This window comes from Sinorhizobium sp. 22678 (assembly GCF_052044265.1).
GTDB lineage: Bacteria > Pseudomonadota > Alphaproteobacteria > Rhizobiales > Rhizobiaceae > Sinorhizobium > Sinorhizobium meliloti_A.
The window spans coordinates 15,555-35,621 of sequence record NZ_JBQEMS010000013.1; the positions used below are offsets into that span (position 1 = coordinate 15,555).

At 62.3% G+C, this 20,067-nt stretch carries 18 protein-coding genes; 7 read left to right on the plus strand and 11 right to left on the minus strand.

Translation table 11 applies throughout. The features are described 5' to 3' along the window. Positions 1 to 143: 143 nt before the first annotated feature. From ACTJKL_RS19690 to coaD, 3 genes are read right to left on the minus strand one after another with little or no spacing between them, the layout of a single operon-like run. Entirely contained in the window at positions 144 to 653 is a 510-nt protein-coding gene (locus ACTJKL_RS19690; RefSeq protein WP_003529604.1) for a peptidylprolyl isomerase, read from the minus strand. A 24-nt stretch (positions 654 to 677) separates the two neighbouring features. Next, positions 678 to 1,250, minus strand: a complete 573-nt coding sequence (locus tag ACTJKL_RS19695) for a peptidylprolyl isomerase (protein WP_018097677.1) — start codon at positions 1,248 to 1,250, stop codon at positions 678 to 680. Between the two features lie 26 nt (positions 1,251 to 1,276). Next, positions 1,277 to 1,768 (minus strand): pantetheine-phosphate adenylyltransferase, encoded by a 492-nt coding sequence (gene coaD / locus ACTJKL_RS19700; RefSeq protein WP_018097678.1) that lies wholly within the window; start codon positions 1,766 to 1,768, stop codon positions 1,277 to 1,279. A gap of 225 nt (positions 1,769 to 1,993) precedes the next feature. Between coaD and ACTJKL_RS19705 the strand changes: the two genes are divergently transcribed. Next, a complete protein-coding gene (locus tag ACTJKL_RS19705; protein ID WP_003529597.1) occupies positions 1,994 to 2,125 on the plus strand; it encodes a hypothetical protein in 132 nt (43 codons plus the stop codon). Positions 2,126 to 2,368: 243 nt separating this feature from the next. Here the strand turns inward: ACTJKL_RS19705 and ACTJKL_RS19710 are convergent, their stop codons facing one another. The 3 genes from ACTJKL_RS19710 to ACTJKL_RS19720 form a co-directional block, all read right to left on the minus strand. Continuing rightward, the gene (locus tag ACTJKL_RS19710; protein ID WP_440853604.1) at positions 2,369 to 3,769 is read right to left on the minus strand and encodes an MATE family efflux transporter; all 1,401 of its coding nucleotides are present in this window, start codon (positions 3,767 to 3,769) and stop codon (positions 2,369 to 2,371) included. Positions 3,770 to 3,936: 167 nt separating this feature from the next. Next, positions 3,937 to 5,196, minus strand: coding sequence for a TCR/Tet family MFS transporter (locus ACTJKL_RS19715; RefSeq protein WP_440853605.1), 1,260 nt, complete (start codon positions 5,194 to 5,196; stop codon positions 3,937 to 3,939). A gap of 161 nt (positions 5,197 to 5,357) precedes the next feature. Then, entirely contained in the window at positions 5,358 to 6,266 is a 909-nt protein-coding gene (locus tag ACTJKL_RS19720; RefSeq protein ID WP_324763366.1) for a LysR family transcriptional regulator, read from the minus strand. Positions 6,267 to 6,384: 118 nt separating this feature from the next. Between ACTJKL_RS19720 and ACTJKL_RS19725 the strand changes: the two genes are divergently transcribed. Continuing rightward, complete coding sequence (locus tag ACTJKL_RS19725; protein WP_440853606.1) at positions 6,385 to 7,383, plus strand: aldo/keto reductase; 999 nt, start codon at positions 6,385 to 6,387, stop codon at positions 7,381 to 7,383. 41 nt (positions 7,384 to 7,424) lie between these two features. Here ACTJKL_RS19725 and ypfJ read toward each other — a convergent pair whose 3' ends face one another. Then, entirely contained in the window at positions 7,425 to 8,360 is a 936-nt protein-coding gene (gene ypfJ, locus ACTJKL_RS19730) for a KPN_02809 family neutral zinc metallopeptidase (RefSeq protein ID WP_440853607.1), read from the minus strand. Positions 8,361 to 8,573: 213 nt separating this feature from the next. Between ypfJ and ACTJKL_RS19735 the strand changes: the two genes are divergently transcribed. The 3 genes from ACTJKL_RS19735 to ACTJKL_RS19745 all read left to right on the plus strand — a co-directional run bounded on the left by ACTJKL_RS19735 (position 8,574) and on the right by ACTJKL_RS19745 (position 13,739). After that, positions 8,574 to 9,617: a zinc-dependent alcohol dehydrogenase family protein gene (locus ACTJKL_RS19735; RefSeq protein WP_440853608.1), complete on the plus strand. Its 1,044-nt coding sequence runs from the start codon at positions 8,574 to 8,576 to the stop codon at positions 9,615 to 9,617. A gap of 202 nt (positions 9,618 to 9,819) precedes the next feature. Continuing rightward, the gene (carB, locus tag ACTJKL_RS19740) at positions 9,820 to 13,311 is read left to right on the plus strand and encodes a carbamoyl-phosphate synthase large subunit (protein ID WP_440853609.1); all 3,492 of its coding nucleotides are present in this window, start codon (positions 9,820 to 9,822) and stop codon (positions 13,309 to 13,311) included. 83 nt (positions 13,312 to 13,394) lie between these two features. Next, positions 13,395 to 13,739: a DUF6894 family protein gene (locus tag ACTJKL_RS19745; protein ID WP_379940830.1), complete on the plus strand. Its 345-nt coding sequence runs from the start codon at positions 13,395 to 13,397 to the stop codon at positions 13,737 to 13,739. A 3-nt stretch (positions 13,740 to 13,742) separates the two neighbouring features. Here ACTJKL_RS19745 and ACTJKL_RS19750 read toward each other — a convergent pair whose 3' ends face one another. Beyond that, positions 13,743 to 15,185 (minus strand): MFS transporter, encoded by a 1,443-nt coding sequence (locus tag ACTJKL_RS19750; protein ID WP_440853650.1) that lies wholly within the window; start codon positions 15,183 to 15,185, stop codon positions 13,743 to 13,745. A gap of 319 nt (positions 15,186 to 15,504) precedes the next feature. Here ACTJKL_RS19750 and greA point away from each other — a divergent pair, with 319 nt between their 5' ends. Continuing rightward, on the plus strand, positions 15,505 to 15,981 hold the full coding sequence (gene greA, locus ACTJKL_RS19755) for a transcription elongation factor GreA (protein ID WP_003529568.1): 477 nt from the start codon (positions 15,505 to 15,507) through the stop codon (positions 15,979 to 15,981). 80 nt (positions 15,982 to 16,061) lie between these two features. After that, positions 16,062 to 17,117 (plus strand): glycosyltransferase family 4 protein, encoded by a 1,056-nt coding sequence (locus ACTJKL_RS19760; protein ID WP_440853610.1) that lies wholly within the window; start codon positions 16,062 to 16,064, stop codon positions 17,115 to 17,117. A 6-nt stretch (positions 17,118 to 17,123) separates the two neighbouring features. Here ACTJKL_RS19760 and ACTJKL_RS19765 read toward each other — a convergent pair whose 3' ends face one another. Genes ACTJKL_RS19765 through ACTJKL_RS19775 form a run of 3 tightly spaced genes read right to left on the minus strand, consistent with a single transcriptional unit; the run spans position 17,124 to position 20,029 of the window. Beyond that, entirely contained in the window at positions 17,124 to 18,146 is a 1,023-nt protein-coding gene (locus ACTJKL_RS19765; protein WP_440853611.1) for a glycosyltransferase, read from the minus strand. Then, complete coding sequence (locus ACTJKL_RS19770; protein WP_440853612.1) at positions 18,143 to 19,174, minus strand: glycosyltransferase; 1,032 nt, start codon at positions 19,172 to 19,174, stop codon at positions 18,143 to 18,145. Before ACTJKL_RS19770 ends, ACTJKL_RS19765 begins: the two co-directional genes overlap by 4 nt. Positions 19,175 to 19,192: 18 nt before the next feature. Next, positions 19,193 to 20,029, minus strand: a complete 837-nt coding sequence (locus tag ACTJKL_RS19775; RefSeq protein WP_440853651.1) for a glycosyltransferase family 2 protein — start codon at positions 20,027 to 20,029, stop codon at positions 19,193 to 19,195. Positions 20,030 to 20,067 lie beyond the last annotated feature (38 nt).

A 20,067-nucleotide genomic window follows, 5' to 3' on the forward strand; every position in this document is an offset into this window, starting at 1 on the left:
CGCGCGCGATCGGGGCGGGCAGGTCAGTGCGCTACAGCGCCGCGCGTCTGACAAGACGCGCGAAGATCGCCGCAGCACGTCGAACCGCTGCATGTTCCGCCCTTGGATCGATGACGATCCAAGGCAACATGCAGTAGCGCAGATCAGGCGTCGGCGGCAACCCGCATCGAAACGATGGTATCCGGATCGCGGACCGGTTCGCCGCGCTTGATGTTGTCGATATTCTCCATTCCTTCGACGACCTGGCCCCAGACCGAATACTGCTTGTTGAGCCAGGGAGCGTCGGTGAAGCAGATGAAGAACTGGGAATTGGCCGAGTTCGGCATCTGGCTGCGCGCCATGGAGCACGTTCCGCGCACATGTGAAACGTCGGAGAATTCGGCCTTCAGATCCGGCTTCGAGGAACCGCCCATGCCCGCGCGGGACGGGTTGAATTGCTCGCCGCCGGTCTTGCCGTATTGCACGTCACCGGTCTGGGCCATGAAATCCTCGATCACGCGGTGAAAGACCACCCCGTCATAGGCGCCTTCACGCGTCAGTTCCTTGATGCGGGCGACATGGCCCGGAGCCACGTCCGGCCGCAGCTCGATCACCACCCTGCCCTTTGTGGTTTCCATGATGATCGTATTTTCCGGATCCTTGATCTCGGCCATGATTCTTCTCCTTCTGTTTCAGTCTTACCTGCCGACCTTAACGCTGATCATGCGATCTGGATCGGCGACGGCACCATTATTGGCGTCATCGCCGAGCTTGATCTTGTCGACATTCTCCATGCCTTCGACCACCTTGCCGACGACCGTGTACTGGCCGTTGAGGAAATCGCCCGGTGCGAACATGATGAAGAACTGCGAGTTGGCACTGTTTGGATCCTGGGCGCGGGCCATACCGACCGTGCCGCGCTCGAAGGGAACGTCGGAGAACTCGGCCGGAAGGTTGGGCTTGGACGAGCCGCCGGTTCCAGCGCGATCGGGCTGGTAGCCGTCCTTCACGTCGCCGAACTCGACGTCGCCGGTCTGGGCCATGAAGCCCTTGATGACGCGATGAAAGGCGACATTGTCATATTCTCCCGCCGCGGCCAGTTCCTTGATCTGCTGGACGTGCTTCGGGGCGATATCCGGACGCAGTTCGATGACCACCGGACCATCCTTGAGCTGAACCGTCAGAATGTTTTCGCCGGACTGCGCCAGCGCACCTCCCGTGAAGGTTGCGAGCGCCAAGGCTCCGGCAAAAGCGAATTGGAGAATCTTCATTGGGACTCCTTGCGTGATGTAAAGCTTTATTTGCGCTTTGCCTGCAGCGCCTGGTGAACCGCCCCAGGGACGAAAGCGCTGACGTCACCGCCCATAGCCGCGATCTGCCGAACCAATGTGGCCGTAATGGGCCGCGAGGCGGTACCTGCCGGCAGGAACAGGGTCTGAATGTCAGGGGCCATCTGCCGGTTCATGCCCGCCATCTGCATCTCGTAGTCCAGGTCCGTTCCATCGCGGAGCCCCCGGACCAGCAGCCTTGCGCCGTGCTTGCGGGCGGCATCGACCACGAGATTGTCGAAAGAGACGACGGAGATGTCGGCTGCCCTCTCCGGCAGCGTCTCCTCAAGCGCGGCCCGGATGAGATCCGCCCTTTCGTCGAAAGTGAAAAGCGGCGCCTTACCGGGATGAACTCCGATCGCGACGATGACCTTAGCTGCGACGTTCAATGCCTGGACGAGTACATCGAGATGCCCGTTGGTGATCGGATCGAAGGAGCCGGGATAGAAAGCCGTGGTCATCGCGCCTGTTTCCGTTTGGTGAAGCCTTTTGTCACGGACGGCCGCGGACCGCAAGGGTTGTACGATCCTTGCTTCCTGTTCCCCCGGAAACAGCGTCGGCAAAATGGTGAATGCTAGATGAACGCAACGTTTAAGAGGGTTTCACACCGCAAGTCTTAGTGTGGAGCCAAGTCGACGGGAACTTTTTTCAGTACCTGCCGTTTAAAACCACGAAAGGAGACGGCCATGGGACTTGCTCTATTTTCAATGGCGATGTTCTTCGCGATGGTCGTTGCGACGATCCATGCGCTGCGAGACGAGGACCGTGACCGCGCGACCGTGCTGTTGCCGCTGGCCGATAGACGCAGGCGCAAATGACGAATTCTAATATCGTGGCTCGCCACAGTTGAAACCAATGCCTCCAGGAAACTTCTCGCCGGAAGTTTCACAAGCGATCCCATTCTTCCCCTGATGCGATCGCTTCTACAAGCCGGACGGTCTCCCCTGCCCGTCCGGCTTTTTCTTTGCGCACATGCCCTGCCTTTCTGGCTGGATACCTGTGACAAGCACAGGAATGAGGAAATCAAACAAGACGCCGCGGGTATCCGATCTCGACAGGCCTTAGCCGGCCGGGGCCACGCTCACCCTGCGGAGGAGACGGAAGAAGCGCCAGTTGAGCAACAGCGCCGCAGACGCAAGACCGAGGACAAAGCCGAACCAGACGCCGACGCCGCCGAAACCCAGCGGAAAGGCAAAAGCCCAGGCGCAGAAAAAGCCGATCGGCCAATAGGCGATCATCGCCAGGATCATCGGTATGGTCGTGTCCTTGAGGCCGCGCAGCATGCCGGCGGCAATGGCCTGCAGGCCGTCGACGAGCTGGAAGGCACCGGCGATGACGATCAGTGGTCCTGCAAAGGCGAGAACCTCGGCTGCATCGTGCCGCCTCGTATCGAGGTAGAGGCCGGCAAGCTCGTGCGGAAACAGGGCGAAAATCGTGCTGCCGACGGCAGCAAAGCCGACGCCGAGCGTCAGCACGGCAATTGCGGCACGCTTCACGCCTACCATGTCGCCGCTGCCATAGGCCAATCCTATGCGAACCGTTCCGGCCTGCGCCAGCCCAAGCGGGATCATGAAAGCGATGGACGCGAACTGGAGTGCTATGCCGTGGGCCGCCAGCTCGATGGTTCCGATCGTGCCCATGAGCAGCGAAGCCACGGTAAACAGGCTGACTTCCGCGAGAATCGTCACGGAGATCGGAATGCCGAGATAGACCACCTCTCCGAAAGCCGGCCAATCCGGCCGCCAGAAGCGGACGAACAGCTCGTAGCGATGCAGTTCCGGCTGCCGGCGGATATAGCCTATCGTCAGGGCCGCACCGAGCAGCGCCACGCCGAGAGCGGCGACGGCCGCTCCGAAGATGCCCAGCTCCGGAAAACCGAAATGGCCGAAAATTAGAACATAGCAAAGCGCGGCATTGAGAACCAAGGTCACGAGCGTCACGTAGAGGATCACCCCTGCCCGCTCGAGCCCGCTCAAGAATGCCCTGAGGACCATGAAAATGAGGCTGGGGAAGATCGCCCATTGCGCGATATGCAGATATTCTCCCGCAAGCGCAGCGACTTCGGGTTTCTGCCCGGCAAAGAGAAGGATCGGCTCGGCCATCCAGAGGACCGGCGCAGTCAGCACGCCGTAAAGCAGCACCACCCACATGCCCATGCGTACCGAGCGCCGGACGGAGACCTGATCGCCCCGGCCCTGCGCCTGAGCAACCATGGGGACCACCGCATTGGCAAATCCGCTGCCGAATATGAAGACCGTGAAGAAGACCTGCGTCGCGAGGATGATCGACGCCAGCTGGGTGGCGCCCAGCTGGCCGACCATGAGCACGTCCGTCGTATTGATTGCCAACTGGGCCAGCTGGGCGCCGATAAACGGCACGCCAAGATAGAGGCTCGCGCGAAAATGCGTGGGCCATGAATTGTCGCTCTGCGCAAGCACGAAGTCTTTGGTCGCGGTCAGCATGAGGAATCCTGGCTCTGCACCGGCAATGGGCAAAGGGAAAAATGAAGAAGAGAGAACGAATTAGAGCACCACCAGGGCTTGCGCCAGCGGTAAAGGCCGAACTGCTCGATTTTTCATCGATCGATCAAGAATATTGATCAATCTGGAGGCAGGGAAGCCACGGACCGCTATGCCTCCGTCACGCTCGGAACGGCATCCCGGATGACATTTCCCCGGCCGGCGCGGACCTTGGCAAGGAAAATCACCAGCGCGGCGACGATCAAACAGCCTGCCAGGGCATAGGGGGCGCCGGAAAAGCGATAGGCGGCTGCAGGGTCGGTGAAGAAGGCGAAAATTTGCGTGAACATCAGAGGCCCGAGGATCGTGGTGATGCTGGATATGCTGGTGAGCGCACCTTGCAGCTCGCCCTGTGCCGAAGGCGGGACATGGACGGAGGCTATGCTGCGGAGCGGTGGGTCGGCGAGGCTTTCGAGCGCCGTCGCGACGATCACCGCATAGACCATCCAGCCTTCCCAGGCAGTCGCATAGCCGGCCATCCCGAGGGCTGTGAAAGTGAGCCCGAGTGCTGCGGTTCGCCTTTCTCCCAGTGCGGGCACGACGCGGGGGAGCACCAGCGCCATCACGATTGCGCCGCCGACACCGAAGATCCCCAGCGAAAGTCCGATCTGCCCTTCGCTCCACCCGTAGCGATAGGAAGCAACGAAGGACCAGACGGCCGGGTAGACGGCGTGAGCCAGCCAGTAGAGGAAGAAGACGAGGCCTACCCAGCCGATCCCCGGATAATGCCGCATCTGCTTGAGCGCGCCGAGCGGATTGGCCCGATGCCATTCGAAGCGGCGCCGGTTGGCCGGGGCGAGCGTTTCCGGCAGGAGAAAGACCCCCATGATGAAATTGACGAAGGAGAGCGCTGCAGCACCATAAAAGGGCACTCTCGGGCCCAATTCGCCAAGGAAGCCTCCGATGACCGGGCCGAGCGCAAAACCGGTGCCGAAGGCAATGCCGATCAGCCCGAAATTCTTGGCGCGGTTCTCATCGTCGCTGACATCGGCAATGTAGGCGGATGCGGTGCCGAATCTCGCGCCGCTGATGCCGGCAAGGCTGCGTCCGATGAAGAGCATCCAATAACTGGTCGCAAGCGCACAGATCAGGTTGTCGATAGCGAATGTCAGCACGGAGGCGAGCAGGACCGGCCGACGCCCGAATCGATCGCTCAGATTCCCGATTAGCGGTGCGAAGAGAAATTGCATCGCCGAATAGACGAGCAACAACCACCCGCCGTCGATGGCGGCCTCGCCGACATCCGCGCCCGTCAGCTCCTCCAGATAGGTCGGCAACACCGGCACGATGATTGCGATGCCCATGATGTCGAGGAAGAGAATGAGGAAGACGAGGAACAGGCCGCGTCTCACGAATTTCTTGTCGAGCATGAAGCTCCCTCCCCGCTTTCCGCCGGAGCGGAGACAGAACGTGAACGACGTTACCAGATTAGGTGTAACGGCTTGCCTGATCCGAAACAATACGTGAACATGTCAAAGTTTAAGATGGTACCGATCGGTTGTGCTGATAGCTCGTATAGCCTCCGCGTGCATCATTGCCCCGCATGCCGCTGCTCCGACTTCAGGAAGTCCACGAAGGCGCGCACGGGCGCCGGCAGGTGCCGGCGACCGGCATAGTAAAGGAACGGCCCGGGAAAGCTGGTCTCCCATGCTGCGAGGATGCGAACCAGTCTCCCGGCCTCGATCTGCGGCATCAGGAACTCCTCGAAGGTACGTATCACCCCCAGGCCGTCGACGGCCGCGCCGAGCTCGAGGTCGACCGAATTGGCGAGCACTGCCGGCGGCGGCGCAATATTCATCGCCATTTCTCCCTCGCCAAATTCCCACGGCAGCGAAACGCCGTTCTGGAATCGGTGGCGGATGGTCGCGTGGTCGAGAAGATCGCGCGGATGTTGCGGTTCGCCGTGACGGGCGAGATAGTCCGGAGCGGCCGCGGTGATGTAGCGCTGCACGCGCGGACCGATGGGAATTGCGATCATGTCCTTCTCGACGCGTTCCTCGTAGCGCACGCCGGCATCGAAGCCGGCGGCAAGCACATCGATGAAGCCATCCTCGGCGGTGACCTCCAAGGTGATCGCCGGATGCGCTTTCATGAATCGGCCGACGAGCGGCGGCAGGATGACCCTTGCGACGATGGTCGGAACGTTCAACCGCAATGTACCTGCCGGACTGCCGCGCTCGCTCGCCACCTGATCGAGCGCTCCGGCAATCTCCCCGAGCGCCGGCGACAGCCGCTCGAGCAAGCGCTTGCCCGCTTCCGTCGGCGTGACGCTGCGCGTCGTGCGGTTGAGCAATCTGACGCCAAGTCTGGCCTCGAGACGCCGCAGCGCTTCGCTGAGCGCCGAAGCGGAAACGCCGCGCTTGCGGGCGGCCGTACGAAAGCTGCGCTCGCGTGCAACCGCGGCAAAGGCGTCGAGATCGGCAAGCGGCAGATCATGCATTGTACAAAATTCAGAACAAGTCGTTTGGCTTGTAGGTGATTATCGCACACTGCCATCCGAAGTAAACATTGCATCGACGCAAGCGGCCGCGGGACGGCCTCATCAAAGGAGAAACGAGATGCATATGGTTTCGCTCGGGAATTCCGGTCCGAAGGTCTCGGCAATCGGGCTTGGCTGCATGGGAATGTCGGGCATGTACGGTCCGTCCGATCGCGCGGAAAGCATCGCCACCATTCATGCGGCCCTCGATGCGGGCATCACCCTGCTCGACACCGGCGACTTTTACGGCATGGGGCACAACGAGATCCTGATCGGCGAGGCGCTGAAGGGACGCAATCGAGACCAGGTGCAGTTGAGCGTCAAGTTCGGCGCATTGCGGGATCCGGCCGGCGCATGGCTCGGTTACGATGCACGACCGAACGCTGTACGCAACTTTCTCGCCTATACGCTGCAGCGCCTTGGTGTCGAATATATCGACGTCTATCGCCCCTCCCGTCTCGATCCGAACGTGCCGATAGAGGAGACGATCGGTGCCGTTGCCGATATGGTAAAGGCAGGCTATGTGCGCCATATCGGTCTCTCCGAAGTCGGCGCGGACACGATAAGGCGCGCGGCAGCCGTTCACCCGATCTCAGACCTCCAGATCGAATATTCGCTGGTTTCGCGCGGCATCGAGGACGAGATCCTGCCGGTCTGCCGCGAACACGGCATCGCCGTCACGGCCTACGGTGTGCTGTCGCGCGGGCTGATCAGCGGCCACTGGCAGAAAGATGCCGCAAAGGGCGGCGACTTCCGAGCGATGAGCCCCCGGTTTCAGGAAGGAAATGTTGAGCGAAACCTCGCCTTGGTCGAGGCGCTCAGACGCATCGCCGAGGCCAAAGGCGTTACCGTCGCCCAGATCGCCATCGCCTGGGTCGCCGCTCAAGGTCACGATATCGTGCCGCTCGTCGGTGCGCGCCGACGGGACCGTCTCGCCGAAGCACTCGGCGCGCAGGCGGTCCGACTGGACGCTGACGACATATCTGCGATCGAAAGCGCCGTGCCGAAAGGCGCCGCCGCCGGTGCGCGTTATCCGGAAGCACAGCTCGTGCACATGGACAGTGAGCGGCAGAGATGACGAAGGAACGCCGGACCGGGCTCCCCGCTCCGGCATTGTGATCAGATAGCGCCGGAAAAGGTGTCGCAATCCGACATCTTGCCGCTGTCGAAGCCCCGCTGGAACCACCGCATCCGCTGCTCGGACGTGCCGTGATTGAAACTTTCCGGGACGACATAGCCCTGCATGCGCTTTTGCAGCGTGTCGTCGCCGATCTGGGTCGCAGCGTTCAGCGCCTCCTCCAGATCGCCACGCTCCAGCAGCCCCTTCTGCTCGGTGTACTTGCCCCAGATTCCGGCGAAGCAGTCCGCCTGCAGTTCGACCCGGACCGACATCTGGTTCGCCTCGGCCTCGCTCATGCGTTGCCGCATTTCATTGAATTTGGGCAATACGCCGATCAGGTTCTGGACATGATGGCCGACTTCATGCGCAAGCACATAGGCCTGGGCAAAGTCGCCGGAGGCCTCGAACTTCTGGGCCAGCTCGTCGAAGAAGCTCATATCGAGATAGACCTTTCGGTCGCCGGGGCAATAGAAGGGACCCGAGGCGGACGAGGCAAAGCCGCAGGCCGAGCGGACCGAGCCGCTGAACAGCACCAGCCTCGGTTCTTCATATTGCTCGCCGCTTGCCTGGAAGATGCCGTTCCAGGTGTCCTCCGTTTCGGCAAGAACCGTGGCCATGAAGGCCTTCATCTCTTCTTCCTCGGCCGTGCCCTGCGGCGCCGCGGAGCCGTCGCTCTGCTCGAAGCCCGGCATGTTCGCCGGGCCCCCACCCTCGAGCACCTGGAGCATGTCGATGCCCATCGCCTTCAGGACGAAATAGAGAATGACGAGGAAGATGAGCGTGCCGAAGCTCATGCCGCCACCGGCGCGACGCATTCCGCCGCCACCACCGGGCAGGCGGAATCCACCGCCACGACCGAAAGGACCGCCTCCCCGGGGGCCGGCCCCGCGTTGATCCTCGATGTTTCCGGACTGGCGGCGGCCCTTCCATTCCATGATCTGTCCTCCAGAAGGCGTCGCCTCTACTTTAGCGCGCTGAGTGATTTTATAAGCCGGGGCGGCGATCCTTGTAAAACGCAATCGCCGTCACCCGGTTGCATCCGACGTATCGTTTTGTGGAGCGGAGCTGCCGGCGCGAAGGACGAGGCCTCAGGATTGACGCTCGCGCCGTGTTCGGCTCCAATGGAAAGCAGGCGACGGGAGGAACAGATGAAGGCAGTGCGTCTGGAGTCGGTGGGCAATATCTCCGTTCGGAACGTCGAGATTCCCGTGCCCGGGCCTGACGATCTGCTCGTCAAAGTGGAAGCCTGCGGCATCTGCGGGACCGATCGTCATCTTCTTCATGGAGAATTTCCGTCGACGCCGCCGGTAACGCTCGGCCATGAATTCTGCGGCATCGTCGTTGAAGCGGGGAGCGGCGTTCGAGACATCGCACCGGGTGCGAGGATTACCGGAGATCCCAACATCTCCTGCGGTAGCTGCCCCCAGTGCCAGATGGGCCGGGTCAATCTCTGCCGGAACCTGCGCGCGATCGGCATCCATCGCGACGGCGGCTTCGCCGAATACGTCCTGGTGCCGCGCAAGCAGGCGTTCGAAATTCCGCTTACTCTCGATCCCGTGCACGGCGCTTTCTGCGAGCCTCTCGCCTGCTGCCTGCACGGTGTCGATCTTTCGGGCATCAAAGCGGGCTCAACGGTGACGATCCTGGGCGGCGGCGTGATCGGCCTGCTGACGGTGCAGCTCGCGAGGCTCGCCGGCGCCACGACGGTCATTCTCTCGACACGCCAGGCAGCGAAGCGTCGTCTGGCCGAGAATCTCGGCGCCACCGCATCGGTCGACCCGTCGGCCGGCGACATCATCGAGGCGATCGCGGGTCCGGCAGGTCTCGTCCCCGGAGGGGTCGATGTCGTCATCGAGTGCGCCGGGGTCGCGGAAACGGTGCAGCAGTCGACGCGCCTCGCCAAAGCGGGCGGTACGGTCGTGATCCTCGGCGTGCTGCCGCAAGGCGAAAGGGTCGAAATCGAACCGTTCGACATTCTTTTCCGCGAGCTCCGCGTGCTTGGTTCCTTTATCAATCCTTTCGTCCACCGCCGCGCGGCCGACCTGGTCGCGGCAGGCGCGATCGAGATCGACCGGTTGATTTCACGGCGCATATCGCTCGATGAGGCGCCTGATGTCATTTCAAATCCCGCCGCTGCCGGCGAGGTGAAGGTATTGGTGATCCCGTCCGCCGAGCGGGTGGCGCAGCAGTAGCGATTCCATAGGAGAACCGTTGGTTCGAGAGGCGGAACAAATATCTTCGCTTTCTTGTCGATTCCCGAATTTTCGGGGTTCCGCTGGCGAAAACATTTGCCTATAAGCCGCTTCTAGCCTGAAAAGACCATCAATGCGCGACCCGGCCGGTGACCTCCCAACCTGGCCGGTTTTTCGCGCAGCTAGAAACGGATGATTGCCCATGCCGAAGCGCCAAGACATCAAATCGATCCTCATCATCGGCGCGGGGCCGATCGTCATCGGTCAGGCATGCGAATTCGACTACTCCGGCACCCAGGCGTGCAAGGCGTTGAAGGAGGAAGGCTACCGCGTCATCCTGGTCAACTCCAACCCGGCGACGATCATGACCGATCCCGGACTGGCGGACGCGACCTATGTCGAGCCGATTACGCCCGAGGTCGTCGCCAAGATCATCGCCAAGGAACGCCCGGACGCCCTGCTGCCGACCATGGGCGGACAGACGGCGCTCAACACGGCCCTGTCGCTGCGCCGCATGGGCGTGCTCGACCGCTACAATGTCGAAATGATCGGTGCGAAGCCCGAGGCGATCGACAAGGCGGAAGACCGTGCCCTGTTCCGCGAGGCCATGGCGCATATCGGCCTGGAGACGCCCAAGTCGCGGCTGGCGAACGCCACGGACATCAAGGACCACGACCGCAAGTCACACGAGGCGGAGCGCTCGGCCCTCAAGGCGAAGCTTTCCGGTGACGAACTCGACAAGGCGCTGGACGAACTCGAAAACCAGTGGAACCTGGGCGAAGGCGATCGCAAGCAGCGCTATGTGAACCATGCCATGGCGATCGCCGCACAAGCGCTCGACGATGTCGGCCTTCCCGCGATCATCCGGCCGTCCTTCACGCTCGGCGGCACCGGCGGCGGCATCGCCTATAACCGTTCGGAGTTCTTCGAGATCGTGGGCAGCGGTCTCGACGCGTCGCCGACGACGGAAGTCCTGATCGAGGAATCGGTCCTCGGCTGGAAGGAATATGAAATGGAGGTCGTCCGCGACAAGGCGGACAACTGCATCATCATCTGCTCGATCGAGAACATCGATCCGATGGGCGTCCACACGGGCGATTCGATCACCGTTGCGCCGGCGCTGACCTTGACCGACAAGGAATATCAGATCATGCGCAACGCCTCGATCGCGGTGCTGCGCGAGATCGGCGTCGAAACGGGGGGCTCGAACGTGCAGTTCGCCGTCAACCCTGAAAATGGCCGCCTCGTCGTCATCGAGATGAACCCGCGGGTGTCGCGCTCCTCCGCACTCGCATCGAAGGCCACCGGCTTCCCGATCGCCAAGATCGCCGCCAAGCTCGCCGTCGGCTATACGCTCGACGAGCTCGAGAACGACATCACCGGCGGCGCGACGCCCGCATCCTTCGAACCTTCGATCGACTACGTCGTCACCAAGATCCCCCGCTTCGCCTTCGAGAAATTCCCGGGAGCCGAGCCGACGCTCACGACCGCAATGAAGTCGGTGGGCGAAGTGATGGCGATCGGCCGGACCTTCGCCGAATCGCTGCAGAAGGCGCTGCGCGGACTTGAGACCGGGCTGACCGGACTTGACGAGATCGAGGTTCCCGATTTCGACGACAACGGCGACGGCCGCAATGCCATCCGCGCTGCGCTCGGCACGCCGACGCCGGACCGCCTGCGCATGGTCGCCCAGGCGCTGCGTCTCGGCATGAGCGAAGCCGAAGTGCATGAAGCCTGCAAGATCGACCCCTGGTTCATTGCCCAGTTCAAGGCGATCGTAGACATGGAGGCGCGCATCCGCGAGCACGGCCTGCCCACCGACGCCGAGAACCTGCGCATGCTGAAGGCGATGGGCTTCTCCGACGCCCGGCTCGCTACGCTTACCGGCAAGCGTCCGAAAGAGGTGGCAGAGCTCCGCAACGCACTGAACGTGCGCCCCGTCTACAAGCGCATCGACACCTGCGCGGCCGAGTTCGCATCGCCGACCGCCTACATGTATTCGACCTACGAGACGCCTTTCATAGGTGCCGCCCGGTCGGAGGCGCAGGTTTCCGATCGGAAAAAGGTCGTCATCCTCGGCGGCGGACCGAACCGGATCGGCCAGGGCATCGAATTCGACTACTGCTGCTGCCATGCCGCCTTCGCACTGAAGGACGCCGGCTACGAAGCGATCATGATCAACTGCAACCCGGAGACGGTTTCGACAGATTACGACACCTCCGACCGGCTCTATTTCGAGCCCCTGACGGCAGAGGACGTGATCGAGATCATGCGTGCCGAACAGGAAAACGGCACATTGCACGGCGTCATCGTCCAGTTCGGCGGCCAGACTCCGCTGAAGCTTGCCGAAGCGCTGGAAAAGAACGGCATCCCGATCCTCGGCACCGCGCCGGACGCGATCGACCTCGCCGAGGACCGTGATCGCTTCCAAAAGCTCCTGATGAAGCTCGACCTCAACCAGCCGAATAACGGCATTGCCTACTCCGTCGAGCAGGCCCGCCTCGTCGCCGGCGAAATCGGCTTCCCGCTGGTCGTGCGCCCGTCCTATGTTCTCGGCGGTCGCGCCATGCAGATCATCCATTCGGAAAGCATGCTGCAGAGCTATCTGCTCGATACCGTTCCGGGGCTGGTTCCTGAAGATATCAAGCAGCGCTATCCGAACGACAAGACCGGCCAGATCAACACCTTGCTCGGCAAGAACCCGCTCCTCTTCGACAGCTACCTGACGAATGCGATCGAAGTGGACGTCGATTGCCTTTGCGACGGCAAGGATGTCTTCGTTTCGGGCATCATGGAGCATATCGAGGAAGCCGGCATCCACTCGGGCGACTCCGCCTGCTCGCTGCCGGTGCATTCGCTCGGCACGGAGATGGTCGACGAGCTGGAGCGTCAGACGGGGGCGCTTGCCAGGGCGCTGAATGTCGGCGGTCTGATGAACGTGCAGTTCGCCATCAAGGACGGCACCATCTATGTGCTCGAAGTGAACCCGCGCGCTTCACGCACCGTTCCTTTCGTCGCCAAGACGATCGGCGCGCCGATCGCCAAGATCGCCGCCCGCGTCATGGCCGGCGAAATGCTCGACGAGGCGATCGCCGCCTATGGCAAGAAGCCGGATCCGCGCAACCTGAAACATATCGCCGTCAAGGAGGCCGTGTTCCCCTTCGCCCGCTTCCCGGGCGTCGATACGCTGCTTGGCCCGGAAATGCGTTCGACCGGCGAGGTCATCGGCCTCGACACCGACTATGCGCTGGCCTTTGCCAAGTCGCAGCTCGGTGCCGGCGTCGACCTGCCGCGCGACGGAACGGTTTTCGTTTCGGTTCGCGACGAGGATAAGGAACGGGTGCTGCCCGCGATTCGCATTCTCGCCGATATCGGCTTCAAGGTCATGGCGACCGGCGGCACGGCGCGCTTCCTCGGCGAGCAGGGCATCGTGGCAACCAAGATCAACAAGGTCCTGGAAGGACGGCCCCATGTCGAGGACGCCATCCGCAACCGGCAGGTCCAGCTCGTGATCAACACGACCGACGGCAACAAGGCGATCTCCGACTCGAAATCGCTTCGCCGTGCGACGCTGATGCAGAAGGTGCCCTATTACACGACGATGGCCGGCGCCGAGGCCGCGGCACTCGCCATCAAGGCACTGAAGGCAGGCAACCTCGAAGTGCGTCCGCTGCAGAGCTACTTCGAAGCCTGACCATTGCGGATTTACGCTTCTGAACGCAGCCTGAATGTCCGATTCAGGCTGCGTTCCATTGCCGCATGGTTCCATGCCCCGACATGCGGAAACGGATCACCCGTGACGCGCATGGTTGGGGCAACGACATGCAGCTATATTTCTTCGATCTTCATTGGGATGACGATTGTGTCACCGATGACGAGGGCATCCTTCACTTCGATGAGGGATCAGCGCTCTATTACGCCCAGCGCATTGCCGACAGGATCGGCCGCGACGCGGATTATGGTTCCCTGAAGGTCACGATACGCTCGCAGGCAGGCGCGCTCCTTGCAACCGTCACGCCTTCGCAGGGCCGCGCCGCCGAACAGGAAGCCCTGCTCGGCCGCCGCCCCGGCCTGTTCCCGCATCCGTTCAAAGCCGGCCTTGCGCCGGCCGCCGCTCGGTGAACGCTACCGGATGGCTGCCCTGCCCTCGCATCGCGCCAGCCGCAGGGTCCTGATCCCGAAGAAGAGCGACGCGGCGGCGAGAACGCAGCCGAGCGCGAAAACGCTCAGCATTGCCGTCGAAATCACCCGAGCGCTGACACCTTCGTCGAATCCTCCGGCATTGGCGACCGCTCCGAAAACGGCCGCGCCGATCGCGTAGCCGGCGGATTGCAGCGTCGGCAGCAGCGCCGAGGTCTTGTCGCGTTCCTCGATGGTCGAGACGTTCATCAGCAGCTGGCTCAGCGTTCCCCAGCAAAGGCCGAAACCGGCTCCGACGGCGCTCTGGCTGACGAAGACGAGGCCGTATTCGCCGGAACCGACGGCGAGCGTCAATCCGCCGAGGCCGAGGCAGAGGAACAACGGCCCGGTCCAGACCAGCCGTACGCGCGTCTCGTGAGAGCGAAGGCTCGCGACGATGATTGCCGTCAGGCTCCAGGATATGGCCATCAGGGCGTTCGAGAAGCCGGCGGCGGTCGGGCCGAAACCCCAGAGATGTTGCAGTGTGTAGACGAGATAGACGGAGCCCGAGGCCTGTGCCAGAGGCATCAGCAACACGACCCAGAGCCCCGTTCCAAGCGGGCGGTCGAACGAAAACGCGCCGAAGGGGAGGATGGACTGCGGCGATCGGCGGTCGAAGCGAACGGTTGCGACGAAGACCGCGAGTGCCGCCGCCAGCAGCGCCGACATCCTGTAGCCGTCGGCAGCCGTATTCGAAAGCGAGATCAGCATTATGCCGAAGCCGAACGCCACGAGGCGCAGCAAGGGAACCGGTCCGGCCGCCCTTGGACCTTGCTTTGGCTGACGAAGGATTGCGACGACGAGCGCTATGAAGATTGCGGCTGCCGGTATGTTGACGAAGAAGGCCGCACGCCAGGACCAATATTCCGTGAGCAGGCCGGATATCAGCGGCCCCCCGAAGGCGGCGGCAGCCCATACGATCGCTTCTGCGCCGAAGATCTTGGGCACCAGCCGCTGTGGAAAGAGCTCCGGTATCAGCGCGTAGCACAGGGCGGCAATGATACCCTCCCCAAGGCCCTGAAGCACTCTCCCGGCCAGAACCTGCGGCATGCTGCTCGCCATCGTCGCGATGGCCGTGCCCGTCGCGAAGACGAGCGCGGCAACGACCAGCGTGTTGCGCGCACCGAACCGGACCTTCAGGCTTGCCGCCAAGGCGCCACCGACGATGGCGAAAACGAGGTAAAGCGTGAAGGCCCAGGACAACAGGGCGGCTCCGCCAAATTCCGCGACGGCCGTCGGCAGTGCCGTCGAGACGAAGAACTCGTTGAAGGCAAAAAGCGCCACGCCAAGGCACAGCGTCACGGTTGCGGCGAGGTGGCGCGGCCGAAGGAGCTCGCTCCAGCTCCCCTCCTCCACGTCGATCTCCGTCTGCGGCGCCGGACCGGCCACTTGTGATTCCTCTTCGACTAAACTCATGATTCGGCCCCGTGTGGTTGGTATGGAGCCGGCACTGATACGACCTCAATCGCGGTTGAGGTAAAGAGGCTTTACTGCAGAATCTCACCTTTATCCCAACCCGCCGGAAGCCGCGGATCGACATGACGTGCCGCGCGAGGATCGCGAAAAATCTGGCTTTCGGACTTCGGATTCTGTTATAAGATCGGTTCGGTTTGTTCGGACGGTTCCGGTGCTTGCGCTCCGGAGGCCGTTTTCTTTTGCGCTGGCGCCGCCGAAAGGCGGCGCCGCGTGTTTGATGAAGGATGATGAAATGGTCGACAAGGTGCCCATGACACAGGGTGGATTCGTCAATCTGCAGGAGGAGCTGCGCTGGCGCCAGCAGGAAGAACGGCCGCGCATCATCGAAGCGATCGCCGAGGCCCGCGCCCATGGCGACTTGTCGGAAAACGCCGAATATCATGCGGCAAAGGAAGCCCAGAGCCATAACGAGGGAAGAATTTCCGAACTCGAAGACCTGATTGCGCGCGCCGAAGTCATCGATCTTTCGAAAATGTCCGGATCGAAGATCAAGTTCGGCGCCAGGGTGAAGCTCGTCGACGAGGATACGGAAGAAGAAAAGACCTATCAGATCGTCGGCGATCAGGAGGCCGACGTCAAACAGGGACGCATCTCCATCTCCTCTCCGATCGCCCGCGCGCTGATCGGCAAGGAGGTCGGCGACTCGATCGAAGTCAATGCACCCGGCGGATCCAAGGCATATGAGATTCTCGCCGTTCAATGGGGCTGACCTGCCTTTAGGGGCGCGCCGGCCCCGCGCCGCCCCTCCTCCCTTGAATTGATTGTCGCAGGCGCAAGGAGAGCGCACAGGTGGTCGATATCCGCGACGTCGAAGTGATCGCGCCCAATTTCAAGCAGCGCCTGTCCGGCGTCACCTCGACAATCATTCAGCTGGTGCCTGTGCAGCGTGCCCTTGGACAGAAGATCGCGGTTCTCGGGCCGGGCCTGCCCAAGAGCCTTCCTTCGGTCCGCTTTCGCGATCTCATTCATCTCTGGAAGAGGCCCGAAGGCCGGCCCTGCCGCGTTTGGCACGCGCGTCGAAACGTCGAAATGCTCCCGGCCATCCTTCTGCGCGACCTGCTGCGCATGAAGATCCGGATCATCTTTACCTCCGCTTCGCAACGCCGGCATACCGGATGGAGCAAGTTCCTCATCCGCCGGATGGACGCGGTTATCGCCACCAGCGGCAGGACGGCCGCCTATCTCAATGTACCGAACACCGTCATCCTGCACGGGATCGACACCAAGCGCTTTCAGCCACCCTTCGACAAGACGGAGGCGAAGAAGGCACTCGGCCTCGATCCCGCGAAGAAATTCGTAGGATGCTTCGGGCGCGTACGACATCAGAAGGGGACCGACCTCTTCGTCGACAGCATGATCGCCCTCCTGCCCTGCCGGCCGGGCTGGGGCGCTATCGTTGCCGGGCGGGCCACCGGCCCTCACCTCGCCTTCGAGTCGGAACTGAAGGAACGCGTCGCCAAAGCCGGTCTCGCCGACCGCATCCTGTTCGTAGGCGAACACACGAATATTCCCGACTGGTACCGCGCCCTCGATCTCTTCATCGCCCCGCAACGCTGGGAAGGCTTCGGCCTGACGCCGCTCGAAGCAATGGCGACCGGGGTCCCCGTCGTGGCAACCGATGTCGGCGCGTTTTCGGAACTGGTAACCAGCGGTTCCGAGGAGACGGGCCGCATCATCGCGGCCGACGATCTCAAGGCGATGGTCGATGCGGCAGCCGCCTTCATGGACGACCTGCCGCGGCTTGCCGCCGCCGGCGCCCACGGCCTGGCACGGACCGCCGAAAACTTCGCCATCGAGCAGGAAGCCCGCGCGATCGGAGCGGTTTACGAAAGCCTGATGCGTTGATCTTGGCTACGGCTTCGAGGCAAACAGCTGCAGATAGGCGTCAGTGATCGCTTCCCTTGAGAACTGACCGACAAGCGTCTCGTGGCCGCGCTCGGCCAAGCGCGTGCTTAGGGAATTGTCGGCCACGATCTGCTCGACGGCGCGGGCGAAACCTTCGGCATCGCCGATATCGACCATCAGGCCGTTTTCGCCGTCGCGCATGAACCATTGCGGCCCCTCGGAACGGGTCGATACGACTGGCGTTCCCTGGGCCCATGACTCGAGAATGACGTTGCCGAGCGGCTCGTGGCTGGACGACATCACGAAGACGTCGGCCGCAGCCAGGAAGGGCCTCGTGTCTTCCTGCCAGCCGGCAAAGCGAACGCGGCTGGAAACGCCGAGGTCCGTCGCGAGCTTGTGCAGATTGTCACGCTCCTCTCCATCGCCAAGCAGCCAGAGATAGATCCCCGGCAGTCTGGCGACCGCTTCGATCAGCGTATGAAACCCTTTCCGCTCGACGAATCGGCCCATGGACATCACCACGGACGCATCGGCTGGCGTATCGAGCATTGCCCGGTCTATCGCCTCGACGCGCCCGGTTCCGGTGAAATTGGAGATGACCCTTATCTCCCGTTTCCAGCCGAGACCTCGAACGCGCTCGGCAATTCCCGGCGTGTTGCACACGATGCAGTCGGTGTTTCTGAAATAGCTCAACCGTGTCGGATAATCGCCGAGGCGCGAGATCTTGAGTGCGCCTTTGTAGTTCGGCATCAACTCGCTTGCCCGGGGCGCCCAAGCCATCAGGACATCGGGCTTCTCGCGCCGCGCCATGTGCTTCACCTTCAACGGCAGCAGGATCCGATCGAGCGAGAGGTTGCGAAAATGGCTTTCCCGGATCGTCGCGGCGCCTTCGATGTCTCGCCGCCAGCCGCGTCCGGGGCGGATGATCGCCGACTGCTCGACGCCGCGTTCCGCAAGCGCATTGACCAGGTGTACGAAGAAACGCTCGGCGCCGCCGTCCTTGCCGAAATGAAAGTGAGTGACTTTCATCGCTTTGCGACACCTCTGTCGAAAAGGTCGAGATAAGCGTCGGTGATCGCTTTTTCGGAGAAGCGCGTGCGCAAGGTTTCGCGGCCGCCGGCGCTCAGCCTCTCGCGAAGTGCCGGATCGTCGCGCAGCCGGCGAATGGCCTCCGCAAGACCCACGTCATCGCCGCAATCGACCATGAGAGCATCGCTCTCATGCGTCATCACCCAGGATGGCCCCTCAGCGCGAGAGGCTATCGTGGGCTTTCCGGCGCCCCAGCCTTCGAAGCAGACATTGCCGAGAGGCTCGTGCGACGAGTTGATGACGAAGGCGTCGCCGGCGGAGAGAAAACCATAGGCGTTGGTCTGCCATCCGGTGAAGCGGACGCGATCGCGAAGCCCGAGTTCGTCGGTCAGCTGCTCGAGCTGCTCTCGTTCCGGACCATCGCCGACCAGCCAGAGATAGGTGTTGTCCACCTCCCTCACGGCGCGGATGAGCCCTGCGAAACCCTTGCGTTTGACGAAGCGGCCCATGCCGACCACGACGAAGGCATCCGCCGGTGTCTGCAGGTCGGCCCGCGCTACGGGCGGTGCAGGCTTTGCGCGGGTGAAGTTCGCGATCACCTCGATGTCGCGCTTCCAGCCAAGTTCGCGAACCTTGGCGGCCATATCCGGTGTGATGCAGACGAGTGTCTCGACATTGGTATAGTAGCCGAGATGTTCGGGATAATCCCCCAGCCGGGAAATGCGAAATGCCTTGGCATGAGCCGGCATGAAGCGGCTCGCCCGCAACTGCCAGGCCATTATGACGTCCGGCTCGAACTCGCGAAGGACCCGGTTCATCCGCCATTTCAGGAGGAAGCGAGAAAGCGAAATGCGCCGAAAAACCCCTTCATAGATCGTAGCACTGTTCTCCAGGTCCCTACGCCAGCTGCGGCCCGGGCGGATCAGTGCCCGTTGTTCGACGCCCCTCTCATGCAGCGCATTGACGAGATTGACGAAGAACCGCTCCGCACCGCCCTCCGTGCCGAAGTGAATATGCATGACCTTCATGCCGAACCCCCTGATCGATCAGTGCGAAAGCGCATCATCCACATTCGGGCGCACCTTCAGAGCGTGCCGCTGGTAGATCTTCGCCGCCGTCAGGAAGGCATAGACCGCCCCGGTCATGGCCTCGATGAAGCCCGACAGGCCGCAGCGCCAGAGACCGTTGCGGAAATAGAGCCTGAGAAAATAGATCGGCGGGGTGAAGATGAGCTTGTAGAAGCGCGGCCGTTTTCCGGATTCGACCTGCTGGTCCGCTTTCAGCGTCGAGTATTTGTTTTCCTTCAGGATCTGCTCGTCCATGACCAGCGGGCGGAAATGAAGGAGACTGCCGGTCCGGGCATTGTCGACGTTTCCCTCGGGAACGATGCCTTCATGGACTTTCTGGCTAAGGTCGTAACGTCCCTTGCCGCGCCGGATCAGCCGCAAGTTCCGCCGCTCGCGGACGTTTTCGGGGGTGTAGCCATAGCCGATCAGATAGGGACGACGCGCCACGCGCCAGCCGACGGTTTCGGCCGATGCTGCGAGCAGCTCAGGCAGCAATTCCCGTAGCGCCTTGTCCAATCTTTCGTCCGCATCGATGTTGAAGCACCAGGGCTGGCTGCACCGCTCGAGCGCGAACTGCTTCTGCCCGGCATAGCCGCGCCACGGCTCGTACATGAAACGGATGGGCCATCCCGCGTCGATATAGGATTGAACCAAAGCGGCGGTGCCGTCCGTCGATCCGGAATCGACGATCACGATTTCCGCGCACCGCTCGAGGCTCTCGATGCATTTGCCGAGATAAGCCTCCTCATTCAAGCAGATGATGAAGGCTGAAAGCGGAAGCTTGGGGGTCGTATGGCCGTCCCGCGTCGCCGGAATCGGCAGGGTTCCCTCGCTCTCGTCCTGGTAATTGCTCA